Origin of the sequence: Pseudoxanthomonas daejeonensis (assembly GCF_022637495.1) — a bacterium.
GTDB classification, from domain to species: Bacteria; Pseudomonadota; Gammaproteobacteria; order Xanthomonadales; family Xanthomonadaceae; genus Pseudoxanthomonas; species Pseudoxanthomonas daejeonensis.
The window spans coordinates 290,169-314,105 of record NZ_CP093331.1 but is presented as its reverse complement, the minus strand read 5'-3'; the positions used below and the strand labels follow the sequence as shown (position 1 = coordinate 314,105).

Sequence of the window (23,937 nt, the reverse complement as noted above, 5' to 3'; positions counted from 1 at the left end):
AGGGCGGCGCGGCGCCAGGCGCGCGCGCCGTCGCGACGGTTCAGCGGTTCTCGGGCTCGGGCTTGTCCTGCGCCGCCGGCTGCACCTTGTTGTTGATGGTCACGCCCGCATCATTTCGCAGGCGCAGCAGGCCGCTGGTCACCACCACCTCGCCGGGCTTGAGCCCGTCGGTGATGCCGACCAGGTCGCCGCGCGACGGGCCGGTGGTGACGAAGCGCTGCTTGACCACGTGGGTCGGCTGCGGCATGCCCTCGGCGGGCTCCGCACCGGCGGCCGGCTTCGGTGCGTCGACGACCACATACACGGAGTTGCCGTACGGATTGAAGCTGACCGCGGTCTGCGGCACGACGACCACGTTGCTGGCCTGGCCCAGGTCGAAGCCGACCCGGCCGAAGGTGCCCGGACGCAGTTCGCCGTCCGGGTTGGCCAGGGACGCGCGCACCTTGAAGTTGCGGGTGCTGGCGTCCACCGAAGGCTCGATGGCGCTGACCTTGGCTTCGAACGGCTCGCCGGGCCGGGCATCGACGTCCAGCCGCACCGGGGTGCCGATCGCGACCTGGTTCATGCGCTGCTCGGGCAGGGTGAAGTCGACGTGGATCGGATCCAGGGCCTGCAGGCTGACGATCGGGTCGCCCGGATTGAGGTACTGGCCGAGGTTGACCTTGCGGATGCCCAGCACGCCGTCGAACGGGGCGCGGATGGTCTTCTGCGCGATCAGGGCGCGCTGCGCCTCGGCCTGCGCCTGGGTGGTGGCCGCATCGGCGATGCGCTCGTCCACTTCCGAACGCGAGACCAGCTTCTGCTCGCCCAGCTCGCGCCAGCGGTCGCGCTGGGTGATGGCCAGGCGGGCGGCCGTATCAAGTGCCTTGAGCTGGGCCTGTTCGTTGGCGGTGTTCAGCTGCAGGAGCAGGTCGCCCTTGCGCACGGCCTGCCCGGACTCGAAGGCGATGGACTGGACCACGCCGCCGGCCTCGGTGGTCACGTCGGTGCCGTTGTCGGCCACCAGCGTGCCGACCGCCTCGGCATTGCCGCTCCACTGCTCTTCGCGCGTGTCGAAGGTGCTGACCTCGACCGGCGGCTGCGGCATGTTGTCGAAGAAATCGTTGGTCGCCTTGCCCATGAACGCCTTGATTGCGAATACGCCACCGAAGATCACGGCGACGCCGATCAGCATCAGGGTCATGCGCTGCGCAAACGACGGCTTGCGAGCGGGTTGGATGGTCGGATTGCGTGAGGCCATGGCGATTCCATTCTGCGTTCAGGCGGGGGGCGGGGCGTTCGGACGCGCGCGGCGTCATCGGCCCGTGGAGGGCATTGCGTCAAGTGATTCTGCGTGCGGCGGGAGGCGGGCGGGACCGGCTGCGGCCGCGGTGCGACGTGGCGATGCGGATTCTGACGGGCCAGCGTCCGCCGGGCAACGCTTGCGCCACGGCCGATTCCGTGGGCAGCCGACGGTGGGTGACGGGTCGGTCGCACGGGGCCGCGCGAGCGGCTCTCCCGGGACCGGGTGGTCCGACCTTGCGGCCGCCGCATATCTGCCAGAATCGGTCCGACTTCACGCCGCCGCCGCCAGCCACCGATGAGTGCACCCGCTTCTCCACGCCGCGTCCTGTTCGCCAGCCTCATCGGTACGACGATCGAGTTCTTCGATTTCTACATCTACGCCACCGCGGCGGTGCTGGTGTTCCCGCACCTGTTCTTCCCGAGCGCCGAGCCGGCGGCGGCGACCCTGCAGTCGCTGGCCACGTTCGCCCTGGCCTTCTTCGCCCGGCCGCTGGGATCGGCGCTGTTCGGCCATTACGGCGACCGGATCGGGCGCAAGGCCACCCTGGTGGCGGCCCTGCTGACCATGGGCATCTCCACGGTCCTGATCGGCCTGCTGCCCACCTATGCGCAGATCGGCGTGGCCGCACCGGCGCTGCTGGCGTTGTGCCGGTTCGGCCAGGGCCTGGGCCTGGGTGGGGAGTGGGGCGGTGCGGTGCTGCTGGCGACCGAGAACGCGCCGCCGGGCAAGCGCGCCTGGTACGGCATGTTCCCGCAGCTGGGCGCGCCGCTGGGGTTCCTGTGTTCGACCGGCATGTTCCTGCTGCTGGCCGCGTTCCTGGATGAAGCGCAGTTCATGGCCTGGGGCTGGCGCATCCCGTTCATCGCCAGCGCCGCGCTGGTGCTGGTCGGGCTGTGGGTACGCCTGCGCATCACCGAGACCCCGGCGTTCCAGAAGACCGTGGACCGCGACGAGCGCGAGCGCCTGCCCATGGCCACCGTGCTGCGCCGGCATTCGCGCATGCTGCTGGTCGGCACGCTGTCGCTGATGGCGACCTTCGTCCTGTTCTACCTGATGACGGTGTTCGCGCTGAGCTGGGGCACCTCGCAGCTGGGCTACGGCCGCCAGGAGTTCCTGCTGCTGCAGATGGTGGGCGTGCTGTGCTTCGCCGCGACCATCCCGCTGTCGGCGGTGTATGCCGACCGCAGCGGCCGGCGCCGGGCGATGATCCTGGCCACGCTGGGAATCATCGCCTTCGGCCTGCTGTTCGAGCCGCTGTTCGCCGCCGGCCACCCGGTGCAGGTGCTGCTGTTCCTGTGCCTGGGGCTGGGGCTGATGGGGCTGACCTACGGGCCGTGCGGCACGATCCTGGCCGAGATGTTCCCCACGCCCGTGCGTTATACGGGCGCCTCGCTGGCGTTCAACCTCGCTGGCATCCTTGGCGCCTCGCCGGCGCCGTACATCGCCACGCGCCTGGCCGGCAGCCATGGCATTGCCGCGGTCGGCTGGTACCTGAGTGGAATGGCGGCGCTGACCTTGCTGGCGCTGTTCTGGGTGCCGAAGGAGCCGCTGGACTGATCGCGCGCTCCGGCGCGGTGCAACCGGGCAAGCCCGGCTCTACGAGAAGCCGTCCCGCGCCCTGGCTGTAGAGCCGGGCTGGCCCGGCTCCGTCCCTCCCGGTACTCAGTGGAACAGGCGCCTGACCGTGCGCGTCAGCCAGCCGCCCTGCTCGTGCTCGCGGGCGAAGCGGTCCAGGTGGCGGCGCACCTGTTCCGAGTACGCGCGGTCATCGTTGCGGATGTGGTTGAACAGCCAGCGCGAGAGCATGCTCTTCAATTCGTCGACCACGTCCTCGCCGGCCTGGAAGCGCATCCGGTACTCGGTGACCCGCTTGGTGAACACCTCGTGCACGCGCTTGTGCGCGGAGCAGAACGGGTAGCCGGCCTCCTCCATCAGCTCTTCCTCGAAGGCGAAGTGGGAGAGGGTGTAGTCGACCAGTTCGTCGATCACGTCGGCCACCACCAATGCCGAGGCGCCGATCTGCGCCTGGTGCAGCTGGTTGATCATCGAGACGATGCGACGGTGCTGGTCGTCGATCACCTCGATCCCGGTGTTGAGGTCGTCTTGCCAGAGCAGCAGGGCCATGCGCGTTCCGGAATGCGGGGGGTGCGCGCAGGCTAGGGGGCGGTGGCGCGTGTTGCCTTGATCGCGATCAATTGCCGGACGCACCGCTGGCAATCACCACAACACATCGCGCATCCGGTACCAGGCCATCGCCAGTACCAGCAGCGGCGTGCGCAGCGCGCGTCCGCCGGGGAACGGGTGGTGCGGGATCCTGGCGAACAGGTCCAGCCGCTGCGACTGCCCGCGGATCGCCTCGGCGATGAGCTTGCCGGCCAGGCCGGTGCTGGCCACGCCGTGCCCGGAGAATCCCTGCGCGAAGTACACGTTCGGCGCCAGCCGGCCCCAGTGCGGGGCGCGGTTGAGCGAGATGTCGACATAACCGCCCCACAGGTATTCGACCGGAACTTCGGCCAGCTGCGGGAATACGGCACGGATGCGCTTGCGCATCACGCCGCGCAGGTTCGGCGGCGGATAGCTGGAATAGCTGGCGCGGCCGCCGAACAGCAGGCGGTGGTCGCGGCTGAGGCGGAAATAGTCCAGCGCCCAGTTCACGTCGGCCACGGCCATGTCGTTGCGGATGAGCGCGTGTGCCGCCTCCGGCCCCAATGGCGCGGTGGCGGCGATGTACGTGCCCACCGGCATCACCCGCGACTCCAGTTCCGGCGCGACCCCGCGCAGCCAGGCGTTGCCTGCGATCACCGCGAAATCGGCCATGACTTCGCCGTGCGCGGTGCGCAACCGCGGTCGGGTCCCGCGCACCAGCTCGACCACCGGCGAGTGCTCGAAGATCCGCACCCCGGCCGCCAGCGCGGCGCGGGCCAGGCCGAAAGCGTATTCGAGCGGATGCAGGTGGCCGCTGGCCGCGTCGTAGACCGCACCGAGGTAGCGGTCGCTCTCGAGTTCGTCGCGCAGGCGTCGCCGGTCCCACCATTGCAGCGGGTAGTCGTACTTCTCGGCCATCTCGACGATGCCGGCGCGCAGCTCGCGTTCCTGTCGCGGCTTGATCGGCACGTGGGCGTGGCCTTCACGCCAGTCGCATTCGATGCCATGGCGGTCGATGCGCGCGCGCAGCAGGTCCATGCCTTCGCGCGAAAGATCGAACAGCACGCGCGCGGCGTCCTGGCCGAGCAGGCCCTCCAGCTTCGACTGCTCGCAGCCGTAGCCGACGATGGCCTGGCCGCCGTTGCGGCCCGAAGCGCCCCATCCGATCCTTTGCGCCTCCAGTACGACCACGCGGTACCCGGCTTCGGCAAGTTCCAGCGCAGCCGACAGGCCGGTGTAACCGGCGCCGAGGATGCACACGTCGACGTCGGTCAGTGCGCCCTGCAGCGCCGGCTGTTGCGGCAGCGGCCTGGCGCTGGCGGCGTACCAGCTGGATGGATAGGGACTGGTCACGGCATCACCCTCCCGCGGAAAAAGGACGTCCCAGGGAATTTCCAGGCCGAGCTACCGCATTTGATGGCATGGAGTCCTCGCAATTTCTGAAGCGGCTCCGCAACGAAGGGCGCCAAGCCACGTCCGGAAGGTCCGTTGCGATACCTCCCGATGGAAGTAAAGGAGGAGGCCGCGGCCATAGGTCGTGGCCGGGGGACATGGAATCGGGAGGTGTCGCAATGGACCTCTTCCGTCACCCCACCGCTCCTGCTTCGTGGCGCGCTACACCGTGCGCAGGTACCAGGCATAGTCCAGGTCCGGGACCAGGGCGTGGAAGTCGCGCATCTCCTTGAGCTTCTGCTGGCCGTAGATGTGGCGGAACTCCTCGCCGTACCACTCGGCGGCGAAACCGCTGTCGAGGAAGTCGCCGATCGCATCGCGCCAGTGCGGCGTGCGCACCTCGAACTGCTCGTAGGCATTGCCGATAACCGGCGGCCCCGGGTCCAGGCGCTGCCCGATGCCGTGCAGCATGCCGGCCAGCACCGCCGCGGCGACGAGGTAGGGATTGGCATCGGCGCCGGCGATGCGGTGCTCGATGCGGGTGTTGGCCGCATCGCTGTGCGGGATGCGCATGGCCACGGTGCGGTTGTTGAAGCCCCAGCTGTCGTTGAGCGGTACGAAGGCGTTGGTCACGAAGCGCCGGTAGCTGTTGGCGTGCGGCGCGAACAGCAACAGGTTGTCGCGCGCGCTGGCCTGCAGGCCGCCGACCGCATGGCGCAACGCATCGGCCGGTGCATCTGGGGTGCCAGCGAACAGGTTGCGACCGTCGGCGTCGAGCAGGCTGACGTGCAGGTGCAGGCCGCTGCCAGCCTGGCCATGCAGCGGCTTGGCCATGAAGCTGGCCATCGTGCCCTGCTGCAGGGCGATCGCCTTGATCGCGCGCTTGAGCAGCAGGGCGTCGTCGCAGGCGGCGAGCGCGTCGGCGCGGTGCTTGAGGTTGATCTCGAACTGGCCCGGCGCGTACTCGGCCACCGCGGTGTCGGCAGGGATGCGCTGCGCACGGCAGGCGCGGGCCACGGCATCGATGAAACCGGCGTTCTCGTCCAGGTCGTCGATCGAATAGACCTGGGTGCTGGCGTTGCGCGCGCCGTCGCTTGCGTTGAGGGTGGGCTGCGGGCGGCCGTCGGCGTCGGCCAGGCGGTCGAACAGGTAGAACTCCAGTTCCACCGCAACCACCGGGGTCAGGCCCAGGGCGTGGTAGCGGTCGAGCACCCGCTGCAGCACGCGGCGCGGGTGCGCCTGGAACCAGCCGCCGGCGCCGTCTTCCATCGCCAGCAGCAACTGCAACGCCGGCCGCGGCGACCACGGCACCGGCCGCAGGCTGCCCGGGATCGGCCGGCAGATCCGGTCCTCGTCGCCGATGTCGTAACCCAGCCCGGTTTCCTCGACGGTATTGCCGGTGATGTCGGCGGCGACCAGCGACATCGGCAGGCAGACGCCCCCGCCGTAGACCTTGTCCAGGGTGTCGGCGGTGACGCGCTTGCCGCGCAGCACGCCGTTGCAGTCGGGCAGCAGCAGGTCCACGTGCGCGTCCTCGTGGCCGGGCAGGGCACGCAGGGTGTCCAGGTCCTCGGGCGGCAGCGCGGACAGGGCGGATTCGCGGTTCATCGAAGACCTCGGCAGGTGCCGGACGAGAGTAACAGGAGGGTGCGTCGTCAAGAATACTCAACGGCCTGCCGGGCTGCAGGGGCGGATTTGTGCACCAAAGCAGGGCATGGGGCGGTTCGGGGGGTGTCGTGTTGTAAAAATAAAACGGCCGCGGTAAGTTGCCAGAACGCCACCGGAACCCTCCGCGCATGGCCCTGCCGCCCCTGGTTGGCCTGCCCACCGACCGCAAACAGATCGGCCTGCATCCGTTCCTCGCGGTTGGCGAGAAGTACGTGCGCGCGCTGGTAGACGGTGCCGGCGCGACCCCGGTCCTGCTGCCGGCCCTGCAGCCGCCGGTCGCCGCGGACGAATGGCTGTCGCGGCTGGATGGCCTGCTGCTGACCGGCGCGGTCAGCAACATCGAGCCGCACCATTACGGCAACGAACCCAGCTACGAAGGCAACCTGCACGACCCGGCCCGCGACGCGACCACGCTGGGGCTGATCCCGCGCGCGGTCGCGTTGGGATTGCCGGTGCTGGCGATCTGCCGAGGGTTCCAGGAGGTCAACGTCGCCTTCGGCGGCAGCCTGTTCCAGAAGCTGCACGAGGCCATCGGCTTCGACGACCACCGCGAGAACCCGGACGATCCGCTCGAGGTGCAGTACGCGCCCTCGCATGACATCCGCCTGGCCGAAGACGGCCTGCTGGCCGCGATCGCCGGCGGCACGCAGGCACGGGTCAATTCTCTGCACGGGCAAGGCGTGGCCCGGCTCGGCGACGGGCTGGTGGTGGAGGCGATCGCCCCGGACGGTGCGATCGAGGCCTTCCGCCGCGACGGGGGCGGCTTCCTGCTCGGGCTGCAGTGGCACCCGGAATGGCAGGTCACGCAGGACCCCTTCTACCTCGGCATCTTCCGCGCCTTCGGCGATGCCTGCCGCGCCTACGCCGCGCGGCGCGCATCCACCGCCCGCCTGCACCTCACGGAATCCGCATGAGCACCCGTCCCACCCGACGCAAACCCGCCAGCAGTGCACAGCAGGAAAGCTCGTTGCGGCGCTGGCTCAAGGAGCGGCACATCACCGAGGTCGAGTGCCTGGTGCCGGACATCACCGGCAATGCGCGCGGCAAGATCATCCCCGCCGCCAAGTTCAGCCACGACTACGGTACGCGCCTGCCCGAAGGCATCTTCGCGACCACCGTCACCGGCGACTACCCGGACGACTACTACGACCTGACCTCGCCGTCGGATTCGGACATGCTGCTGCGCCCCGATCCGGACACGGTGCGGATGGTGCCGTGGGCGACCGACCCGACCGCGCAGATCATCCACGACTGCCAGACCAAGGACGGGCAGCCGCACGAGCTGGCGCCACGCAACGTGCTGCGCCGGGTCCTGGCCGAGTACGAGGCGCTGGGGCTGCAGCCGGTGGTCGCGCCCGAACTGGAGTTCTTCCTGGTGCAGAAGAACACCGACCCGGACTTCCCCTTGCTGCCGCCGGCTGGCCGCAACGGCCGCCCGGAGACGGCGCGGCAGTCGTATTCGATCGACGCGGTCAACGAGTTCGATCCGATCCTGGACCTGATGTACGACTACTGCGAGGCGATGGAGCTGGACGTGGATACGCTGATCCACGAATCCGGTGCCGCCCAGCTCGAGGTCAACTTCACCCACGCCGACGCGCTCTCGCGCGCCGACCAGGTGTTCCTGTTCAAGCGCACGATGCGCGAGGCCGCGCTGCGCCACGGCGTGTACGCCACCTTCCTGGCCAAGCCCATGGAGAACGAGCCCGGCAGCGCCATGCACATCCACCAGAGCCTGGTGAACGTGAAGACCGGGGCGAACGTGTTTGCCGGCAAGAAGGCCGGCGAATTGAGCGCGACGTTCCTGCACTACCTGGGCGGCCTGCAGAAGTACGTGCCGATGGCGATGGCGTTCTTCGCGCCCAACGTCAACTCCTACCGGCGCCTGGCGCTGGGCCAGGTCGCACCGATCAACGTGCACTGGGGCTACGACAACCGCACCTGCGGCCTGCGCGTGCCGATGGACACGCCGGAGAACACCCGCGTGGAAAGCCGCTTCGCCGGCTCCGACGCCAATCCCTACCTGGCCATGGCCGGGACCCTGGCCTGCGGACTGCTGGGCATCCGCGAGAAATTGCAGCCCATGCCGCCGATGTCGCAGAGCGCACAGGACGCAGGCTTCGCCCTGCCGCGTTCGCTGGGCGAGGCGCTGGACGGGCTGGAAGGCTGTCCGACACTGCATGAGATGCTCGGGCCGCGCTTCGTCCGCGCCTACGTCTCGGTGAAGCGCAAGGAGTACGAGACCTTTTTCCGCGTGATCAGCTCATGGGAACGCGAGTTCCTGCTGCTGAACGTATGACGCCCCCCGACCACGGACCCCGCATGGACCCGCACCCCATCGAAGCTGCCGACCTGCGCGAACTGCAGCGCCTGGACGCCGCCCACCACCTGCACCCGTTCAACGACAACGCGGCGCTGGCCCAGCGCGGCACGCGCGTGCTCACCCGCGGCGAGGGCTGCTACGTGTGGGACGCCGACGGCAACAAGCTGCTCGATGCCTTCGCCGGACTGTGGTGCGTCAACATCGGTTACGGCCGCCCCGAACTGGGCGAGGCCGCGTCGAGACAGATGACGCAGCTGGCCTACTACAACAGCTTCTTCCAGTGCACGACCGAGCCGACGATCCGCCTGGCCGCCAAGCTCGCCGAGCTGGCGCCGGGCGACATCAACCACGCGTTCTTCATGAACTCCGGTTCGGAGGCCAACGACACGATCCTGCGCCTGGTCCGCCACTTCTGGGCGGTCCAGGACCAGCCGCGCAAGAACATTTTCATCGGCCGCCACAACGGCTACCACGGCACCACCATGGCCGGCGCCAGCCTGGGCGGCATGAAGGGCATGCACGGGCAGGGTGGCCTGCCGATCCCCGACATCCACCACATCGACCCGCCGTTCTGGTTCGCCGATGGCGGCGACCTGCCGGAGGACGAGTACGGCCTGGTCGCCGCGCGCCGGCTGGAAGAGAAGATCCTGGAGCTGGGCCCGGAGCGGGTCGCCGCGTTCATCGGCGAGCCGATCATGGGCGCGATCGGCGTCTACATCCCGCCGATGACGTACTGGCCGGAGATCGAGCGGATCTGCCGCAAGTACGACGTGCTGCTGGTCGCCGACGAGGTGATCTGCGGGTTCGGCCGCACCGGCGAGTGGTTCGGTTCGCAGTACTTCGGCTTCCAGCCGGACATCATGCCGGTGGCCAAGGGCATCACCTCGGGGTACATCCCGCTCGGTGCGGCGATGTTCAACGACCGGGTGGCCGGCGTGCTGAAGGACGCCGGTGGCGAGCTGGCGCACGGTGCCACCTATTCGGGGCACCCGGTGTGCGCGGCGGTGGCGCTGGAGAACCTGCGCATCCTGCAGGAGGAGCGGATCGTCGAGCACGTACGCGACGACGTCGCCCCGTACCTGGCCGGCCGCTGGGCCGAACTGGGCGAGCACCGCCTGGTCGGGCAGGCGCGCATCGCCGGGTTGATGGGGGCACTGGAGCTGGTGCCCGACAAGGGCCGGCGCGCTTTTTTCCAGGAGCGCGGCAAGGTGGGCGCGCTGTGCCGTGACATCGCGCTGCGCAACGGGCTGATCCTGCGCGCGACCTACGATTCGATGCTGCTGTCGCCGCCGCTGGTGATCAGCCGCGGGCAGGTGGACGAGCTTTTCGACAAGGCCTGGAAGGCGCTGGACGAGACCGCCCTCGAACTGGGCAAATGAACGGCACGGCGGTACGCTGATCCGATCCCACGACCACGACGTGACGAGGAATACCCCCATGAACCTGCGCCTGTCGGCCCCGCGCCTCCTCATTGCCGGCATCACTGCCGCCCTGCTGGCCGCTTGCGGCAACAAGGAGGGCGACGCGACCGGCGGCACGGCCGCCGCCGGCGAGGAGAAGGTGCTCAATGTCTACAACTACTCGGACTACATCGCCGAGGACACCATCCCCAATTACGAGAAGCAGTCCGGCGTCCGCGTCACCTACGACGTCTATGACAGCGACGAGGTGCTGGAGACCAAGCTGCTGGCCGGTTCCAGCGGCTACGACGTGGTGGTGCCGACGCTCAATTTCTTCGGCCGCCAGATCCAGGCTGGCGTGTTCAAGCCGCTGGACAAGTCCAGGATCCCGAACCTGGCCAACCTGGACCCGCGGGTGATGGAACTCATCGCCGCGCAGGACCCCGGCAACAAGTACGGCGTGCCGTACATGTCCGGCACCACCGGCATTGGCTTTAATGTCGACAAGGTGACCGCCGCCTTCGGCAGCACCGACGTGGCCAACAGCTGGAGCCTGGTGTTCGACCCGGCCAAGATCAGCAAGCTCAAGGATTGCGGCGTAACGCTGCTCGACACGCCTTCGGACATGATCCCGATCGCGCTGCACTACCTGGGCGAGGATCCGCACAGCGCCGACCCGGCGGTTATCCAGAAGGCGGCCGACCTGATCAAGGGCATCCGCCCGTACGTGCAGAACTTCCACTCCAGCCAGTACGTCAGCTCGCTGGCCAATGGCACCACCTGCCTGGTGGTGGGCTGGTCGGGCGACATCATCCAGGCGCGCGACCGCGCCGAAGAAGCGGGCAACGGCGTGAATGTCGGCTTCTCGATCCCGGTCGAAGGCGCGCCGCAGTGGTTCGACATGCTGGCTATCCCGGCCGACGCGAAGCATCCGGAGAATGCGTATGCATTCATCAATTACCTGCTCGAACCGCAGGTGGCCGCCAACAACACCAACTTCATCCAGTACGCCAACCCGGTGACCACGGCCACGCCGCTGGTCGACGAGCCGATCCGCACCGATCCCACGATCTACCCGCCGGACGAGGTCAAGGCCAAGCTATTCACCTACGCGATCAATTCGCCGGAGACCGACAAGCTGTACACGCGGCTGTGGACGGAGATCAAGACCGGCCGCTGAGCGCGGTCGAATGCGGGATGCCGGCCGTGGACGCGGCTGGCCACAGGCTGGACCCGCGGGAGCACGCTTCCGCGGACGGTAATAGTCGAGGCGGTAGAGGTGTGGGAGTCGAAGGGGAGGGGAACCCGGGGACGCCTGCCCGTCGGCGGCGTCGTGGACAACCTAACGGCCCTGCGGGGCAAGGGGAAGCGGCGATGAGCACGTGGACACCGAAGTTGCTGTGCGTTGCGCTGGTGGCGGTCGCGCTGGCCGGATGCGGCAGGAAGGAAGAGCCGGCGGCCACCGCCGACGGAGCGCCGGCCCCCGCCGACGCGGGCACGCTGAACGTCTACAACTGGTCGGACTACATCGCCGAGGACATCGTGCCGGCGTTCGAGCGCGAGCGCGGGACCAAGGTCAACTACGGCGTGTTCGACAGCAACGAGGTGCTGGAAGCCAAGCTGCTGGCGGGCGGTTCGGGCTTCGACGTGGTCGTGCCCGGGTTGCAGTTCCTCGGCCGGCAGGTCCAGGCCGGGGTGTTCCAGCCGCTGCAGAAGGAGCGGCTGAAGAACTACGGGGGCCTCGACCCCGAGTTGATGAAACGCATCGCCGTGCAGGATCCCGGCAACCAGTACGCGGTCCCGTACCTGTGGGGCACCACCGGTATCGGCTACAACGTCGACAAGCTCACCGAGGCCTTCGGCAGCACCGATATCGCCAACAGCTGGGACCTGGTGTTCAAGCCGGAGAACCTGGCCAAGATGAAGGACTGCGGCGTGATGTTCCTGGACGCGCCGTCCGAGGTGGTTCCGGTCGTGCTGAACTACCTGGGCGAAGACCCCAACAGCACCGATCCTGCGGTTATCGAGAAGGCCGCAGTGCTGCTGAAGACCCTGCGCCCTTACATCCAGACCTTCCACTCCTCGCAGTACATCGACGCGCTGGCCAACGGCAGCGCCTGCCTGGTGATCGGCTGGTCCGGCGACGTGCTGCAGGCGCGCGACCGCGCCAACGAGGCCGGCAATGGTGTAAAGGTCGCCTACTCGATCCCGAAGGAGGGCACGGCGCTGTTCTTCGACATGCTCGCCATCCCCAGCGACGCGAAGAACCTGGACAACGCCTACGCCTTCATCGACTACCTGCTGCGTCCGGAAGTCGCGGCGGCCAACAGCAACTACGTCAGCTACCCCAACCCGGTGCCGGCGTCGTTGCCGATGGTGGACGAGGCGATCCGCAACGATCCGACCATCTATCCGCCGCCGGAGACGGCCGCCAAGTTGTTCACCCTGGCGATCCTGCCGCCCGAGGTGGACCGCCAGTTCACCCGCTTGTGGACCGAACTGAAGACCGGCCGCTAGGCTGGAACGCGACACAGGTGCGGGTCGCCCCCGGGGCGGCCCGCCCACCCCCACCTGGAGCAGCCATGGCGAGCAACGAACGCACGAACGGATCCCCGCCTGATGCCGGCGCCGAGCGCTACCTGCGGATCGAAGGCGTGCGCAAGGAGTTCGACGGCTTCGTCGCCGTCGACGACGTCAGCCTGGACATCCGCAAGGGCGAGATCTTCGCCCTGCTGGGCGGCTCGGGCAGCGGCAAGTCGACGCTGCTGCGCTGCCTGGCCGGCTTCGAGCGGCCGACGAAGGGCAGGATCGTGCTCGACGGCGAGGTCATGAACGACCTGCCGCCGTACGAGCGGCCGATCAACATGATGTTCCAGTCCTACGCGCTGTTCCCGCACATGACCGTGGAGCAGAATATCGCCTTCGGGCTCAAGCAGGACGGGATGGCCAAGGACGCGATCAGGAAGCGCGTGGGCGAGATGCTGGAGATGGTCCAGCTCGGCAAGCTGGCCAAGCGCAAGCCGCACCAGCTCTCCGGCGGCCAGCAGCAGCGCGTGGCCCTGGCCCGCTCGCTGGCCAAGGGCCCGAAGATGCTGTTGCTGGACGAGCCGATGGGCGCGCTGGACAAGAAGCTGCGCTCGCGCATGCAGCTGGAGCTGGTCAACATCATCGAAACCTCCGGGGTGACCTGCGTGATGGTCACCCACGACCAGGAAGAGGCGATGACCATGGCCACGCGCATCGCGCTGATGGACCAGGGCTGGATCCAGCAGGTCGGCAAGCCCGACGAGATCTACGAGCAGCCGGCCAACCGCTTCGCCGCCGAGTTCATCGGTTCGGTCAACCTGCTGGACGCGGTGATCGACGAGGACGAGCCGGACTACGTGACCCTGAAGACGCCGGCGTTCGAAGCACCGATCCACATCGGCCACGGCATCACCGGCTTCGAAGGGCAGGCGGTGTCCTTCGCCGTGCGCCCGGAGAAGCTTGGCATCGGCAAGGAAGTGCCAGAGCAGCCGAACAACAAGGCGCGCGGGGTCATCGAGGACATCGCCTACTTCGGCAGCCATTCGGTCTACCACGTGCGCCTGCCCAGCGGCATCAAGCTGATGGCCAACTTCGCCAACGAACAGCGCTGGGCCAGCGAGGCCCTGACCTGGGGCGACGAGGTCTGGCTGTGGTGGGGCGACAACGACGGCGTGGTGCTGACCTCATGAACGTGCGCGCGCTCAAGCGCCTCGTGCCGGGCGGCCGCTGGGCCGTGATCGCGGTGCCGTTCCTGTGGCTGGTGGTCTTCTTCGCGATCCCGTTCCTGATCGTGCTGAAGATCTCGTTCTCGCGGCTGGCCATCGCCATGCCGCCGTACACGCCGATCATCGAGTACGTGGACAAGGCGCTGACCCTGCGCCTGAACCTGGGCAACTACGTGGCCCTGTTCACCGACTCGCAGTACGTGGTCGCGTACCTGAGCTCGATCAAGATCGCCGCGGTCTCGACCCTGTTCTGCCTGCTGATCGGCTATCCGATGGCGTACTTCATTGCGCGGATGAAGCCGTCGACGCGCAACATCGCGCTGATGGCGGTGGTGCTGCCGTCCTGGATCTCGTTCCTGCTGCGGGTCTACGCCTGGGTCGGGATCCTCGACGCCAACGGCCTGCTCAACCGCGCACTGCTGGGCCTGGGCGTGATCGACACGCCCCTGCGCATCCTCTATACGCCGCTGGCCGCCTACATCGGCATCGTCTACTGCTACCTGCCGTTCATGGTGCTGCCGCTGTACGCCAACCTGGTCAAGCTGGACACCCGCCTGCTGGAGGCGGCCTACGACCTGGGCGCGCGGCCATGGCAGGCGTTCCTGCGGATCACCGTGCCTTTGTCGCGCGCGGGCATCATCGCCGGCTGCATGCTGGTGATGATCCCGGCGGTCGGCGAATTCGTGATTCCGGAGATGCTGGGCGGGCCGGATACGCTGATGATCGGACGCGTGCTGTGGGGCGAGTTCTTCAACAACCGCGATTGGCCGGCGGCATCGGCAGTCGCCATCGTGATGCTGCTCCTGCTGCTGGTGCCGATCCTGGTGTTCAACCATTACCAGCAGAAAGACCTGGAGGGCCGGCTGACATGAACTCGACCCTGGGGCAGCGGATCCTGCGCTGGTCGGTCCTGGTACTGGGCTTCGCCTTCCTGTACCTGCCGATCCTGCTGCTGATCGTCTATTCGTTCAATTCCTCGCGACTGGCCACGGTCTGGGCCGGGTTCTCGGTGAAGTGGTACGGCGAGCTGCTGCGCGACCGGCAGATCCTCGATGCAGCCTGGGTCAGCCTGCGAATCGCGTTCTGGACCGCCAGCGCGGCCACGGTCATCGGCACGCTCGGCGCGATGGTGATGACCCGGTTCCGGCGCTTCCCCGGCAAGACCGTGTTCGGTGCGCTGATCACCGCGCCGCTGGTGATGCCCGAGGTCATCATCGGCCTGTCGATCCTGCTGATGCTGGTCTCGGTCGGCGCGGCGATGGGCATCCCGTCCAAGGGCATGGTCGCGATCTGGATCGCGCACGTGACCCTGACGGTGTCCTTCGTCACCGTGGTCGTGTCCTCGCGCTTGCAGGAACTGGACAAGTCGCTGGAAGAGGCGGCGATGGACCTGGGCGCCAACCGGCTCAAGGTGTTCTTCCTGATCACCCTGCCGATCATCGCGCCGGCGCTGGTCTCGGGCTGGCTGCTGGCCTTCACCCTGTCGCTGGACGACGTGGTCATCGCCAGCTTCGTCGCCGGGCCCGATTCGACCACGCTGCCGATCAAGGTGTTCTCCTCGGTGCGCCTGGGCGTGAGCCCGAAGATCAACGCGATCGCCACGCTGATGATCATGGCCGTGTCGATCGCCGCGGTCATCGGCTGGTGGCTGATGTTCCGCGAGGACCAGCGCCGCCAGCGCGACATGCAGATGGCGCTGCAGGACAACGGCTGAGTGCCGCGCGCAGGTCCACCGGAGCGCCTGTTGCCGGTGCGGTGGGCGCCGGACACGGCGCGCTAACCTGCCGCGGCCATACTGGACGCCCGGCGAAAGAGGCCATGCAACGATGACCGTCGAGACGATCAACCCCGCGACCGGCAAGGTCGAATACCGGCATGAACTGATGACCGCGGCCCAGGTCGATGCGGTGCTGGGGGCTGCGCAGGCGGCGTTTCCCGCCTGGTCGCAGCGCAGCCTGGCCGAGCGCGGTGGGATGCTGCGCGCGATCGGGGCCGAACTGCGCCGCCGCCGCGAGGACCTGCAACGGACCATGAGCGCCGAGATGGGCAAGCTGCGCAAGGAAGCGCTCGCCGAGATCGACAAGTGCGCCGATGCCTGCGACTACTACGCCGCCCATGCGGACGGCTACCTGGCCGACCAGGCGATCGCCACTGAAGCGCAGCGCAGCTACGTGCGCTACGAGCCGCTGGGCTGCGTGCTGGCGGTGATGCCGTGGAACTTCCCGTTCTGGCAGGTGTTCCGCTTCCTCGCCCCCGCCCTCATGGCTGGCAACGTGGCGGTGCTCAAGCACGCCAGCAACGTGCCGCGCTGCGCCGACCTGATCGGCCAGGTGCTGGATGCGGCCGGGTTGCCGGCGGGCGTGTTCGGCGTGCTGCACATCGACAACGAGCAGGCCGCCGGGGTCATCCGCGACGCGCGGGTGGTGGCGGTGACCCTGACCGGCAGCGAGCGCGCCGGCCGTTCCGTCGCCGGCAACGCGGGCCAGCAGCTGAAGAAGTGCGTGATGGAACTGGGCGGCAGCGACGCGTTCGTCGTGCTGGAGGACGCAGACCTGGACAAGACCGTCGCCGGCGCGGTGGCGTCGCGTTTCGGCAACGCGGGGCAGACCTGCATCGCGGCCAAGCGTTTCATCGTGGTTGAAGGCATTGCCGATGCATTCGTGCAGCGCTTCGTCCAGGCCGCTGCGAAACTGCGCCTGGGCGATCCGCAGGACGAGGGCACCACGCTGGCGCCAATGGCGCGCCAGGACCTGCGCGACGAACTGCACAAGCAGGTGCGCGACAGCATTTCCGCCGGCGCGACCGTGCTGTTGGGATGCACACCCGACGATTCGCACGCCGGATATCCGGCCTCGATCCTCGATGGCGTGCAGCCGGGCATGCCGGCCTACGACGAAGAGCTGTTCGGCCCGGTCGCCAGCATCCTGCGGGTAGCCGACGAGGCCGAGGCGGTCCGCGTCGCCAACGACACCACGTTCGGGCTAGGCGGCAGCGTATGGACCGGCGACGCCGCGCGCGGCGAGCGGGTGGCCCGCCAGTTGCAGGTGGGCGCGGCTTTCGTCAACACCATCGTCCGCAGCGACGTGCGCCTGCCGTTCGGCGGAACCAAGCGCTCGGGCTTCGGCCGGGAGCTCGCAGACCACGGCATCCACGAGTTCATGAACATCAAGTCCGTCTACGTGGCCTGAATCGGGGAGCGAGGCATGGCGACGCGCTGGAGAGGATTCGGCTGGTATGTGATGACAGTGCTGGCCCTGCTGGTGGCCGCCTACGCGTTCGCCATTTCCTTCATGCCTGACTGGCGGCCGCCGCTGGTGCGCGACCTGTTCGCACAGCGGCCATTGGCGGCATGGGGGCACTTCGTCGGCGGTGGGGTCGCACTGGCGACCGGTGCCTTCCAGCTCAACGGCGGCATGCGCAACCGTTGGCTGGGGCTGCACCGCGGGCTGGGTCGTACGTACGTCGTGGCGGTCGCTGTCGGCGGAATGGCTGCGTTGTCGCTTGCGCCGCATGCCATGACCGGCGCCGTGGCCGCCAGCGGCTTCGCATTGCTGGGACTGGCCTGGCTCGCAACAACCGCCCTGGCGGTCCGCGCGATCCGCCGGCGGCAACTGTCGTCGCATCGCGACTGGATGGTGTGCAGCTACGCGCTGACCCTGGCGGCGGTGACGCTGCGGATCTACCTGCCCGCCAGCCAGGTCGCCGGAATCTCCTTCACCGTCGCATACCCGGTGATCGCCTGGCTGTGCTGGGTGCCGAACCTGCTGCTGGCGATCCTGTTCCTGCGCTCGAGGCATGCGCGCGAGATGCTTGCAGCCAGCCGCCTCCCGCCCGACTGGCGGAGGATCGGGGAGCGCCTCCGGTCCTGATCCGGCCCCAGTCCAGCCTGCATCGCTGCCGGCGATGGAACAGTCGGTTGCCGCGCGTGCGGTTCCGTTGCCGCACCGCAGGCATCATGTTCCACGTACCTGGAACCGGAACAGACCCATGAGCATGACCATCGATACCACCCCCGCGCGCGTCGTCCGCAAGGTCCACGGTCGTGCCACGTCCGACGGCGCCGGGGTCAAGCTGACCCGGGTGATCGGTGGCCCCGACCTGCCCGAGCTCGATCCGTTCCTGCTGCTGGACGAGTTCGGCACCGACAAGGCCGAGGACTACATCGCCGGCTTTCCGAGCCACCCGCACCGTGGCTTCGAGACGGTGACCTACATGCTCGACGGGCGCATGCGCCACAAGGACAACCACGGCAACGAGGGCCTGCTCACCCCCGGCAGCGTGCAGTGGATGACCGCCGGGCGTGGCCTGGTGCATTCGGAGATGCCCGAGCAGGAGTCCGGCCGCATGCGCGGCTTCCAGCTGTGGGTGAACCTGCCGGCGCGCGAGAAGATGACCGACCCGCGCTACCAGGAGTTCGCGCCGGAGCGGATCCCGGTCGTGCAGCCGGACGTCGGCGTGACGGTGAAGGTGATTGCCGGCCGCGTCGGCGACGTCGCCGGCCCGATCACGCAGCCGGCGACCGACCCGCTCTATCTCGATATCGCGCTGGAAGCGGATACGGCATGGACGTACGCATTGCCCGAGGGGCACAACGCGTTCGCCTACGTATTCGAGGGCGCCGCCACGGTGGGCGAGGGCGACAGTGCACGCGCACTGGAAACCCACGAGATGGGCGTGATCGGCGGTGGCAGCGCGCTGGCCCTGCGCGCGGGCGCCAGCGGCGCGCGCCTGATCCTGGTCGCGGGCACGCCGTTGCGCGAGCCGGTGGCGCGGCACGGGCCGTTCGTGATGAACACCCGCCAGGAGCTCATGCAGGCCTTTGTCGATTTCCAGGAAGGCAAGTTCTGACGCCGCGGTGGACGGCGGGCCGGATTTCGCGCCCGCCGCATGCCTGCCGACGTTAGGGCAGGCTCCCTGGGACGCGGGAGAGTCGCGCGAGGCCGTCCCCGCGCCGGGGCGTCGGTTCAGTTCAGCGCGATGCCCTGCGCCAGCGACAGCAACTGCTGCAGTTCATAATCGTTGCTGGCGTCGACCCAGACCTGCGCGTATCGGTCGTCGCCCAGTTCGACGATCGTGATCCGCCGGCGTTCGGAACCCTGCACGGCGACCTCCGGCTGGTACCAGCGCACTTCGTGCGCACCGATCGTGCCTTGCTCTTCGCGATTGCGGCGCAGGAGGTTGACGGTCGGCTGACTCGTCAGCATCAGGCCCAGCACCTGGCGTTCGCCGTCCAGTGCCCGGCAGACGGTGAAGCCGTTGCCGGCCTTCGCTTCCCAGTGCAGGTTCGATCCTGCCGGCAGCGAAGGACACGCGGCGGCGTCCTGCGCGCGGGCATCGAAGGTCGGCGACGCTGCGAGCAGCAGTCCCAGGCAGTAGAACTTGTTCATCACGCATTCCCCTTGCCTGCGCGTCGCAGGCGTACTGACGGATCGCGTGCGGGCGGCATGGCCGCGTGGCGAGGGCGATGCATGCCGTCGCCGGCGCATTCGCAGCGCCCGCACGTTGCTTTCCCCCCTTCGCCGGTTCTCCCGCACCCCGGCCCCCGCACCGAACTTACCCAGCGTGGCGCGGTGATGCAAACATCCGGCTCAGAAACTGCGCTGGAAGTCGAATTCCTGACGGCGTCCATCGGCGACCACGGCGACCTCGACGCGCAAGGTTTCGTGTGGGCCGATCCGCACCGTGCCGACGTGGTCGACGTAGCTGCCGGTAGCGACCCTGCGCAGGGCCACGATCTGCCGGCGGCCGGCGAGGTCGACCACTTCGGCGGTCACCTCGCCTTCGGCCGCGGTTTCGTCGCCGTCGGCGGTCGGACGGCGCAGGGCCACGACCAGCAGGGCCGAACCGGCGTCGCGGGTTACCCGGTACTCGCGCGCGACCGCCTCGCCCAGGGCCAGGGTCGGCAGCAGGTTGTAGCGGGCGCGCAGCGGGCCTTCCAGGTCGGTGACGCTGGGCGGCGGCGGGACGAAGCGCGCCGGTTCCGGCGCCCGCCCGCCGCATGCGGACAGGCACAGCGCGAGGGCCAGCGCCGCCAGCGGGGCCATCCGTGGGCCGCTCATTGCGCACCCGCCGCGGCCAGCGCGGCGCTGCGCTCGCGCGCGGCGTGGACGGCACGGGTGACCAGGGCCTCGAAGCCGCCCGCCTGGAACGCCTCGATCGCGGCCTGGGTGGTGCCGCCGGGCGAGGTGACCCGCCGTCGCAGTTCGGCCGGTGCCTCGCCGGCTTCGTCGAGCATGCGCCCGGCGCCCAGCAGGGTCTGCACGACCAGGGTGCGTGCATCGGCGGCAGGCAGGCCTTCGGCCACCGCTGCCGTTTCCATGGCCTCGGCGAGCAGGAACACGTAGGCCGGGCCGCTGCCGGAGACGGCAGTGACCGCGTCGATCAGCGGCTCGGACTGGACCCAGACCGTTGCGCCGGCGCTGGACAGCAGGTCTTCGGCGCGCCGGCGTTGCCCGGGGTCCACGCCTTCATCGGCATAGAGTCCGGTCACGCCAGCGCCGAGCAGGGCGGGGGTGTTGGGCATGCAACGCACCACCGGCACGTCCCCTCCCAGCCACTGCCGCAACCGGGCGACCGGAATGCCCGCGGCGATCGATACCACCAGCGGCCGTTGCGTCCGCGCCGCGGAGGCCAGCGGTTCGCAGGCCGCACGCATCATCTGCGGCTTGACCGCCAGCAGCCACAAGTCGGCACCGGCAACGGCATCCTCGCCGCGTTCGAACACCTGTACGCCGAAGTCCGAGGCCAGCGCGTCGCGCAGTGCGGCGACCGGCTCGACGACGCGGATCCGGCGGGTGTCGGCGCCACGCCGGGCCAGGCCGCCGATCAGGCTGCGCGCCATGTTGCCGCCGCCGATGAAGGCCAGGCCGTCGTGCGCTGTCGTGGAGTCGGTCATCGGGGCAGGGTTCCGTCGGAAGGGGGCGGGGTCAGGCTGGCGCTCATCGTGTACGCGCACCGAACAGCGCGGTGCCGATCCGTACCAGGGTGGCGCCTTCGGCGATGGCGATGGGGAAGTCGTCGCTCATCCCCATGGACAGGGTATCGACATGCGCATGGTCTGCCGCCAGGGCCTCGAACAGCTGGCGCATGTGCTGGAAGGCCGGCCGGCGCTGCTCCGGGTCGGCGTGCGGCACCGGGATCGACATCAGGCCGCGCAGCAGCAGCCGCGGCTCGGCGGCGATGCGCCTGGCCAGGGCGGGAAGGTCTTCGGGGCGGCAGCCGGCCTTGCCGGTTTCGCCTTCGGCATTCACCTGGACCAGCACGTTCAGCGGTCCGCGCGTGGTCGGGCGATGGCGGGCGAGGGCATCGACCAGGCTGGGCCGGTCGATGCTCTGGACCCAGTCGAACACCTCGGCGGCCAGCGCCGCCTTGTTCGATTGCAGGTGGCCGATGAGGTGCCATTCCAGGCCCGGATGCGTGCCGGCCAGCGCTTCGCGCTTGGCCGCCGCTTCCTGCACGTAGTTCTCGCCGAACGCCCGTTGGCCAGCGGTGGCCAAGGCGGCCACCGCGTCGGCTGGCTGCGTCTTGGAGACCGCCAGCAGGCGCGGCGGTGGCCGGCCTGCCGCGTCCGCCGCGTTCAGGATGCGCTGCGTCACGTCGCGCAGGCGGTCGTTGGACATGGATGGACGGGCCATTGGCGCCAGCAGCGGGAGCGCTATACTGCCCCGCGGGGATGTATCGTTCCAGCCTGCGGGGATCGCGGGCTATCAGTGGATCACGGGGGATCACGCGCATGGATATCGCCGAACTGCTGGCCTTTTCGGTCAAGAACAAGGCTTCCGACCTGCATCTGTCGGCCGGCTTGCCGCCGATGATCCGCGTCGATGGCGACGTGCGCCGGATCAACATCCCGGCGCTGGACCACAAGCAGGTCCACGCGCTGGTCTACGACATCATGTCGGACAAGCAGCGCCGCGACTACGAGGAGTTCCTCGAGGTCGACTTCTCGTTCGAGATCCCGTCCCTGGCCCGCTTCCGCGTCAACGCGTTCAACCAGAACCGTGGCGCCGGCGCGGTGTTCCGCACCATTCCGTCGGACGTGCTGACCCTGGAAGACCTGGGCTGCCCGCCGATCTTCCGCGAGCTGATCGACCAGCCGCAGGGCCTGATCCTGGTCACCGGCCCGACCGGCTCGGGCAAGTCGACCACGCTGGCGGCGATGGTCGACCACATCAACAAGAACGAGTACGGGCACATCCTCACCGTCGAGGACCCGATCGAGTTCGTCCACACCTCGCAGAAGTGCCTGATCAACCAGCGCGAAGTGCACCGCGACACGCACGGCTTCAACGAGGCGCTGCGTTCGGCGCTGCGCGAGGACCCCGACTACATCCTGGTCGGCGAAATGCGCGACCTGGAAACCATCCGCCTGGCGCTGACCGCCGCCGAGACCGGCCACCTGGTGTTCGGCACGCTGCATACCTCCAGCGCGGCCAAGACCATCGACCGCATCATCGACGTGTTCCCGGCCGGCGAGAAGCCGATGGTCCGCTCGATGCTGTCCGAATCGCTGCGCGCGGTGATCTCGCAGGCCCTGCTGAAGAAGGTCGGCGGCGGGCGTACCGCGGCGTGGGAAATCATGGTCGGCACCCCGGCCATCCGCAACCTGATCCGCGAGGACAAGGTCGCGCAGATGTACTCGTCGATCCAGACCGGCCAGCAGTACGGCATGATGACCCTGGACCAGCACCTGCAGGACCTGGTCAAGCGTGGCCTGATCACGCGCCACCAGGCCAAGGAATACGCCAGGGACAAGCGCCTGTTCGAGTGACGGCAGCGGCATAGCCCGGCTCGACACCCACGCATTCCAGGAGCACCGCCATGAGCAGCATCGATTTCACCTCGTTCCTCAAGCTGATGGCGCACCAGAAGGCGTCGGACCTGTTCATCACCGCCGGCATGCCGCCGTCGATGAAGGTCCACGGCAAGATCAGCCCGATCACGCAGACGCCGCTCACCCCGCAGCAGAGCCGCGACCTGGTGCTGAACGTGATGACGCCGGCGCAGCGCGAGGAGTTCGAGAAGACCCACGAGTGCAACTTCGCGATCGGCGTGGCCGGCGTGGGCCGCTTCCGCGTGTCGTGCTTCTACCAGCGCAACCAGGTGGGCATGGTCCTGCGCCGGATCGAGACCAAGATCCCGACGGTCGAAGAACTGAACCTGCCGCCGATCATCAAGACGCTGGCGATGACCAAGCGCGGCATCATCCTGTTCGTGGGCGCCACCGGCACCGGCAAGTCGACCTCGCTGGCCTCGATGATCGGCTACCGCAACCAGAATTCGACCGGGCACATCATCACCATCGAGGACCCGATCGAATTCGTGCACAAGCACGAGGGCTGCATCATCACCCAGCGCGAAGTCGGCATCGACACCGACACCTGGGAGAACGCGCTCAAGAACACCCTGCGCCAGGCGCCGGACGTGATCATGATCGGCGAGGTGCGTACCCGCGAGGGCATGGACCACGCGATCTCCTTCGCCGAGACCGGCCACCTGGTGCTGTGCACCCTGCATGCGAACAACGCCAACCAGGCGATGGACCGCATCATCAACTTCTTCCCGGAAGACCGTCGCAGCCAGCTGCTGATGGACCTGTCGCTGAACCTCAAGGGCGTTGTAGCGCAGCAGTTGATCCCGACGCCGGACGGCAAGGGGCGCCGGGTGGCGATGGAGATCCTGCTTGGCACGCCGCTGGTGCAGGACTACATCCGCGACGGCGAGATCCACAAGATCAAGGAAGTGATGAAGGAGTCGACCAACCTCGGCATGAAGACCTTCGACCAGAGCCTGTTCGAGCTGTACCAGGCCGGCGAGATCTCCTACGAGGATGCGCTGCGCTACGCCGACTCGCAGAACGAGGTGCGCCTGCGCATCAAGCTCTCCCAGGGTGGCGATGCGCGGACCCTGGCGCAGGGGCTGGACGGCGTGGAGATCGCCGAGGTTCGCTGACCCGGGATCGGGTCCAGTGGA

Annotated in this window: 22 protein-coding genes; 14 read left to right on the top strand and 8 right to left on the bottom strand. The window is 68.5% G+C overall.

All coding sequences use genetic code 11. The features are described from left to right. Nucleotides 1-40: 40 nt before the first annotated feature. On the bottom strand, nt 41-1,240 hold the full coding sequence (locus MNQ95_RS01505; RefSeq protein WP_241953598.1) for an efflux RND transporter periplasmic adaptor subunit: 1,200 nt from the start codon (nt 1,238-1,240) through the stop codon (nt 41-43). Nucleotides 1,241-1,579: 339 nt separating this feature from the next. Here MNQ95_RS01505 and MNQ95_RS01500 point away from each other — a divergent pair, with 339 nt between their 5' ends. After that, nucleotides 1,580-2,842 (top strand): MFS transporter, encoded by a 1,263-nt coding sequence (locus MNQ95_RS01500; RefSeq protein WP_241953597.1) that lies wholly within the window; start codon nt 1,580-1,582, stop codon nt 2,840-2,842. 105 nt (nt 2,843-2,947) lie between these two features. On the opposite strand, the gene MNQ95_RS01495 is transcribed toward MNQ95_RS01500, so the two are convergent. From MNQ95_RS01495 to MNQ95_RS01485, 3 genes are all read right to left on the bottom strand, one after another. Beyond that, nucleotides 2,948-3,409 (bottom strand): bacteriohemerythrin, encoded by a 462-nt coding sequence (locus tag MNQ95_RS01495; protein WP_162411086.1) that lies wholly within the window; start codon nt 3,407-3,409, stop codon nt 2,948-2,950. Between the two features lie 93 nt (nt 3,410-3,502). Then, nucleotides 3,503-4,783 carry an NAD(P)/FAD-dependent oxidoreductase gene (locus MNQ95_RS01490; protein WP_277884373.1) on the bottom strand — a complete coding sequence of 427 codons (1,281 nt, stop codon included), beginning with the start codon at nt 4,781-4,783 and terminating at the stop codon, nt 3,503-3,505. Between the two features lie 261 nt (nt 4,784-5,044). Beyond that, nucleotides 5,045-6,430 carry a glutamine synthetase family protein gene (locus MNQ95_RS01485; RefSeq protein WP_241953596.1) on the bottom strand — a complete coding sequence of 462 codons (1,386 nt, stop codon included), beginning with the start codon at nt 6,428-6,430 and terminating at the stop codon, nt 5,045-5,047. A 188-nt stretch (nt 6,431-6,618) separates the two neighbouring features. On the opposite strand from MNQ95_RS01485, the gene MNQ95_RS01480 reads away from it, so the two are divergent. The 11 genes from MNQ95_RS01480 (at nt 6,619) to MNQ95_RS01430 (ending at nt 18,813) form a co-directional block, all read left to right on the top strand. Then, the gene (locus tag MNQ95_RS01480; protein ID WP_162411083.1) at nt 6,619-7,404 is read left to right on the top strand and encodes a gamma-glutamyl-gamma-aminobutyrate hydrolase family protein; all 786 of its coding nucleotides are present in this window, start codon (nt 6,619-6,621) and stop codon (nt 7,402-7,404) included. Then, nucleotides 7,401-8,789, top strand: coding sequence for a glutamine synthetase family protein (locus tag MNQ95_RS01475; protein ID WP_162411082.1), 1,389 nt, complete (start codon nt 7,401-7,403; stop codon nt 8,787-8,789). The genes MNQ95_RS01480 and MNQ95_RS01475 overlap by 4 nt, the downstream gene beginning before the upstream one ends. A gap of 23 nt (nt 8,790-8,812) precedes the next feature. After that, complete coding sequence (locus MNQ95_RS01470; protein WP_162411081.1) at nt 8,813-10,192, top strand: aspartate aminotransferase family protein; 1,380 nt, start codon at nt 8,813-8,815, stop codon at nt 10,190-10,192. A 58-nt stretch (nt 10,193-10,250) separates the two neighbouring features. Beyond that, the gene (locus MNQ95_RS01465; protein ID WP_241953595.1) at nt 10,251-11,393 is read left to right on the top strand and encodes a polyamine ABC transporter substrate-binding protein; all 1,143 of its coding nucleotides are present in this window, start codon (nt 10,251-10,253) and stop codon (nt 11,391-11,393) included. Nucleotides 11,394-11,587: 194 nt separating this feature from the next. Then, complete coding sequence (locus MNQ95_RS01460) at nt 11,588-12,730, top strand: polyamine ABC transporter substrate-binding protein (protein WP_241953594.1); 1,143 nt, start codon at nt 11,588-11,590, stop codon at nt 12,728-12,730. A gap of 65 nt (nt 12,731-12,795) precedes the next feature. Further along, entirely contained in the window at nt 12,796-13,929 is a 1,134-nt protein-coding gene (locus MNQ95_RS01455; protein ID WP_241953593.1) for an ABC transporter ATP-binding protein, read from the top strand. Continuing rightward, nucleotides 13,926-14,837, top strand: coding sequence for an ABC transporter permease subunit (locus tag MNQ95_RS01450; RefSeq protein ID WP_162411482.1), 912 nt, complete (start codon nt 13,926-13,928; stop codon nt 14,835-14,837). Before MNQ95_RS01455 ends, MNQ95_RS01450 begins: the two co-directional genes overlap by 4 nt. After that, the gene (locus tag MNQ95_RS01445; protein WP_162411483.1) at nt 14,834-15,679 is read left to right on the top strand and encodes an ABC transporter permease subunit; all 846 of its coding nucleotides are present in this window, start codon (nt 14,834-14,836) and stop codon (nt 15,677-15,679) included. The genes MNQ95_RS01450 and MNQ95_RS01445 overlap by 4 nt, the downstream gene beginning before the upstream one ends. A 112-nt stretch (nt 15,680-15,791) precedes the next feature. Continuing rightward, nucleotides 15,792-17,153, top strand: a complete 1,362-nt coding sequence (locus MNQ95_RS01440; RefSeq protein WP_241953592.1) for an NAD-dependent succinate-semialdehyde dehydrogenase — start codon at nt 15,792-15,794, stop codon at nt 17,151-17,153. 15 nt (nt 17,154-17,168) lie between these two features. After that, nucleotides 17,169-17,834, top strand: coding sequence for a DUF2306 domain-containing protein (locus tag MNQ95_RS01435; protein ID WP_241953591.1), 666 nt, complete (start codon nt 17,169-17,171; stop codon nt 17,832-17,834). 124 nt (nt 17,835-17,958) lie between these two features. Continuing rightward, the gene (locus tag MNQ95_RS01430) at nt 17,959-18,813 is read left to right on the top strand and encodes a pirin family protein (RefSeq protein ID WP_162411541.1); all 855 of its coding nucleotides are present in this window, start codon (nt 17,959-17,961) and stop codon (nt 18,811-18,813) included. Nucleotides 18,814-18,929: 116 nt separating this feature from the next. On the opposite strand, the gene MNQ95_RS01425 is transcribed toward MNQ95_RS01430, so the two are convergent. The 4 genes from MNQ95_RS01425 to MNQ95_RS01410 all read right to left on the bottom strand — a co-directional run bounded on the left by MNQ95_RS01425 (nt 18,930) and on the right by MNQ95_RS01410 (nt 21,584). Next, on the bottom strand, nt 18,930-19,352 hold the full coding sequence (locus MNQ95_RS01425; RefSeq protein ID WP_162411486.1) for a hypothetical protein: 423 nt from the start codon (nt 19,350-19,352) through the stop codon (nt 18,930-18,932). A gap of 201 nt (nt 19,353-19,553) precedes the next feature. Continuing rightward, nucleotides 19,554-20,024 carry a DUF4426 domain-containing protein gene (locus tag MNQ95_RS01420; protein WP_241953590.1) on the bottom strand — a complete coding sequence of 157 codons (471 nt, stop codon included), beginning with the start codon at nt 20,022-20,024 and terminating at the stop codon, nt 19,554-19,556. Then, nucleotides 20,021-20,860, bottom strand: coding sequence for a pyrroline-5-carboxylate reductase (gene proC, locus MNQ95_RS01415; protein WP_241953589.1), 840 nt, complete (start codon nt 20,858-20,860; stop codon nt 20,021-20,023). Before proC ends, MNQ95_RS01420 begins: the two co-directional genes overlap by 4 nt. A 43-nt stretch (nt 20,861-20,903) precedes the next feature. Continuing rightward, complete coding sequence (locus MNQ95_RS01410) at nt 20,904-21,584, bottom strand: YggS family pyridoxal phosphate-dependent enzyme (RefSeq protein WP_241953588.1); 681 nt, start codon at nt 21,582-21,584, stop codon at nt 20,904-20,906. A 113-nt stretch (nt 21,585-21,697) separates the two neighbouring features. Between MNQ95_RS01410 and MNQ95_RS01405 the strand changes: the two genes are divergently transcribed. After that, a complete protein-coding gene (locus MNQ95_RS01405) occupies nt 21,698-22,735 on the top strand; it encodes a type IV pilus twitching motility protein PilT (protein WP_162411489.1) in 1,038 nt (345 codons plus the stop codon). A 50-nt stretch (nt 22,736-22,785) separates the two neighbouring features. Then, the gene (locus MNQ95_RS01400) at nt 22,786-23,916 is read left to right on the top strand and encodes a PilT/PilU family type 4a pilus ATPase (RefSeq protein ID WP_241953587.1); all 1,131 of its coding nucleotides are present in this window, start codon (nt 22,786-22,788) and stop codon (nt 23,914-23,916) included. Nucleotides 23,917-23,937 lie beyond the last annotated feature (21 nt).

What these genes read in the sequence shown, in the direction of transcription:
- MNQ95_RS01445 (WP_162411483.1), top strand. Translation starts at nt 14,834, where the DNA reads ATGAACTCGACCCTGGGGCAGCGGATCCTGCGCTGGTCGGTCCTGGTA.
- proC (WP_241953589.1), bottom strand. Translation starts at nt 20,860, where the DNA reads ATGACCGACTCCACGACAGCGCACGACGGCCTGGCCTTCATCGGCGGC.
- MNQ95_RS01405 (WP_162411489.1), top strand. Translation starts at nt 21,698, where the DNA reads ATGGATATCGCCGAACTGCTGGCCTTTTCGGTCAAGAACAAGGCTTCC.
- MNQ95_RS01460 (WP_241953594.1), top strand. Translation starts at nt 11,588, where the DNA reads ATGAGCACGTGGACACCGAAGTTGCTGTGCGTTGCGCTGGTGGCGGTC.
- MNQ95_RS01470 (WP_162411081.1), top strand. Translation starts at nt 8,813, where the DNA reads ATGGACCCGCACCCCATCGAAGCTGCCGACCTGCGCGAACTGCAGCGC.
- MNQ95_RS01465 (WP_241953595.1), top strand. Translation starts at nt 10,251, where the DNA reads ATGAACCTGCGCCTGTCGGCCCCGCGCCTCCTCATTGCCGGCATCACT.
- MNQ95_RS01485 (WP_241953596.1), bottom strand. Translation starts at nt 6,430, where the DNA reads ATGAACCGCGAATCCGCCCTGTCCGCGCTGCCGCCCGAGGACCTGGAC.
- MNQ95_RS01435 (WP_241953591.1), top strand. Translation starts at nt 17,169, where the DNA reads ATGGCGACGCGCTGGAGAGGATTCGGCTGGTATGTGATGACAGTGCTG.
- MNQ95_RS01410 (WP_241953588.1), bottom strand. Translation starts at nt 21,584, where the DNA reads ATGTCCAACGACCGCCTGCGCGACGTGACGCAGCGCATCCTGAACGCG.
- MNQ95_RS01500 (WP_241953597.1), top strand. Translation starts at nt 1,580, where the DNA reads ATGAGTGCACCCGCTTCTCCACGCCGCGTCCTGTTCGCCAGCCTCATC.
- MNQ95_RS01495 (WP_162411086.1), bottom strand. Translation starts at nt 3,409, where the DNA reads ATGGCCCTGCTGCTCTGGCAAGACGACCTCAACACCGGGATCGAGGTG.
- MNQ95_RS01440 (WP_241953592.1), top strand. Translation starts at nt 15,792, where the DNA reads ATGACCGTCGAGACGATCAACCCCGCGACCGGCAAGGTCGAATACCGG.
- MNQ95_RS01425 (WP_162411486.1), bottom strand. Translation starts at nt 19,352, where the DNA reads ATGAACAAGTTCTACTGCCTGGGACTGCTGCTCGCAGCGTCGCCGACC.
- MNQ95_RS01475 (WP_162411082.1), top strand. Translation starts at nt 7,401, where the DNA reads ATGAGCACCCGTCCCACCCGACGCAAACCCGCCAGCAGTGCACAGCAG.
- MNQ95_RS01450 (WP_162411482.1), top strand. Translation starts at nt 13,926, where the DNA reads ATGAACGTGCGCGCGCTCAAGCGCCTCGTGCCGGGCGGCCGCTGGGCC.
- MNQ95_RS01400 (WP_241953587.1), top strand. Translation starts at nt 22,786, where the DNA reads ATGAGCAGCATCGATTTCACCTCGTTCCTCAAGCTGATGGCGCACCAG.
- MNQ95_RS01505 (WP_241953598.1), bottom strand. Translation starts at nt 1,240, where the DNA reads ATGGCCTCACGCAATCCGACCATCCAACCCGCTCGCAAGCCGTCGTTT.
- MNQ95_RS01480 (WP_162411083.1), top strand. Translation starts at nt 6,619, where the DNA reads ATGGCCCTGCCGCCCCTGGTTGGCCTGCCCACCGACCGCAAACAGATC.
- MNQ95_RS01455 (WP_241953593.1), top strand. Translation starts at nt 12,796, where the DNA reads ATGGCGAGCAACGAACGCACGAACGGATCCCCGCCTGATGCCGGCGCC.
- MNQ95_RS01420 (WP_241953590.1), bottom strand. Translation starts at nt 20,024, where the DNA reads ATGAGCGGCCCACGGATGGCCCCGCTGGCGGCGCTGGCCCTCGCGCTG.
- MNQ95_RS01430 (WP_162411541.1), top strand. Translation starts at nt 17,959, where the DNA reads ATGACCATCGATACCACCCCCGCGCGCGTCGTCCGCAAGGTCCACGGT.